Raw genomic sequence first — 1,994 nt, 5'->3', positions numbered from 1 at the left:
TGTAGCTCGGCGGGATCGGTCTGCTCATGCAGGACAGCTACCACGCTGGATTCACGAGATGAATCCCTCAACCAGCCTTTGCGCAACAAAGCCACCTCGAGAGCTAAACGCAAGCTCAAGCTCGATAGGAGCGGGAAGCGCTCCACGTGCTCCAATCCGACGTATCCCCATATGCAGTCAGCGTCATAGTCGCGCATATAACCTGTAACATAAGCCTCAGTAAGCGCTCTCCGAAGGACTCCCTCGTCTCTTGCGTCGTAGGCATGGCCCGCTACCCTATCAAAGGTCTCGAACGTCAGTGCTTTTTGATCGCGCATCCTTAAAGTCTTTTCCACCCAATCTGCATTTCTCCTGAGGATTTCCGTGTCGCGTGCTGTCGGTGTGATTAGGCCAGATTCTAGAGAGCGCTCTTCAACTATGTCCTCAAGTCGATTTTCAATGAACGAGGTCATGGACATGGATTGGCCCATGCTCCCTAAAGGAAGATCTCTTAATTCCTGAAGCGGTGCAGATTTGAACCCCGGGTGTTGAGCTAACGTGTGCCTGAAATGGTTTGCTCTGCTTTCGCGAAACTCCTCAAATTGCCCATAGTCTGAATGTGCAACAAATCTATCGCACTCATATAGAGATCTCAGTTCAGACAGCGCCTCAGGATTGTCGAAGAAGACTTCGTGAATTTGAGATATATTACAGAACATTCTCGAGCTGGATACTAAAGAAAATGCACGGATTGAGCTTAACAATTGGATTTGATCGACAGGTTTACCGAGGGCGAGATGTAGTTCTGCATTGACAGCATGCAGGAAAATTGGCTTTGTCACAAAAAATTACTCCTCATTGAAATCCAGAGCAATATTTCCAGAGAACACCTCCTCCAGTATTAGTTTTGACCAAGGTTCAAAGCAGTCGATGTCATTCAGCGGATCACTGACGCTCAGCCACTTGAGAGCATTGATTGACATCTCATTTTTTTCAGTCTGGAAGTTTGGATGGCATTTGTGAAGCACTACGACCGCAATGTGCTTCTTTGCGTCATCCGTGTCGTATGTATTTATGGCACAAACATATTTAATACTGTCTGAGCGGTAAATTCTGTCTATGTCATATTTTTGGAAAACTAACTCTTCGGTGATCTCGCGGCGTGCAGCTTCAAATATTCCGAACTCTCCTTCATCAAAAAGGCTTATATCTTCTTTTGATACGTGCCCGCCAAATCCTATGCTTCTTTGGCCGACCAGTTCATCCGTTGCAGAATTAAACTTTCCTCGCGTATAGGAAAGCAAATGACTATCCCTATAGATGAGGGCGTAGGCAATTACTTGCTTTACGTCATATCGTGTTTCTGCCAACCTTCTCACCAAATAGCTAACTGCGCCGCTGTCCGATGCGTTTTTCAGAAGATCTTCAGGTGAGTAGACCACTCCTCTTACACCAACATCATCCAGATATGACTGAGAAACTGCCAATATTTTTTCGTCGTGAAGAGTTTTTTTTCTTCGAGGCGCTTTGTACTCCTCATAGCGCCCGTCGTTTAGTTCTCTCAGAAAGAACGTATTCGGCCCGGTTCTGAAGAAGAGTGATTTATTCCCTCTTTCTAGAACGTCCATACTCAATCGGGCAGCCATGGTTTTGTGCCGCGTCTTGACCTTTGGCCTGCCGGGCGTGAAGCCTAGTGACTGTGCCACAGCAAGGATCTCACGGGGAGTGAGGGCGTCGTTTTTTGCGCGTATGGCCTTCTCTGCGGCTATTAGATATTGATTGGCCATGCGTTACCGTTGGGAGTTACACCGTGAATCGCGCCATCGAACCTTTTCTGGACTCGAACTTTGTCGAGAAGTTCGTTTCTAGGCGTCAAGAGCACGATAGCGTCAACATGTGTGTAGATGAACCCGCGCTGTTGCGGCTTTGTTGCGCAAAGGCTGGTTGAGGGATTCATCTCGTGAATCCAGCGTGGTAGCTGTCCTGCATGAGCAGACCGATCCCGCCGAGCTACA

At 47.7% G+C, this 1,994-nt stretch carries 2 protein-coding genes; both read right to left on the bottom strand.

The genetic code is table 11. The annotated features are described in order from the left end of the window. Nucleotides 1-821: hypothetical protein (locus tag CHB90_RS26430; protein ID WP_141135994.1), on the bottom strand; the 821-nt coding region annotated here is incomplete at its 3' end. Nucleotides 822-827: 6 nt separating this feature from the next. After that, on the bottom strand, nt 828-1,766 hold the full coding sequence (locus CHB90_RS25815) for an HTH domain-containing protein (RefSeq protein ID WP_089280548.1): 939 nt from the start codon (nt 1,764-1,766) through the stop codon (nt 828-830). Nucleotides 1,767-1,994 lie beyond the last annotated feature (228 nt).

It is taken from the genome of Antarctobacter heliothermus, from assembly GCF_900188425.1.
Lineage (GTDB): Bacteria > Pseudomonadota > Alphaproteobacteria > Rhodobacterales > Rhodobacteraceae > Antarctobacter > Antarctobacter heliothermus.
Note: the sequence above shows the minus strand (reverse complement) of the source record. Positions and strands in the feature narration are given on the sequence as shown.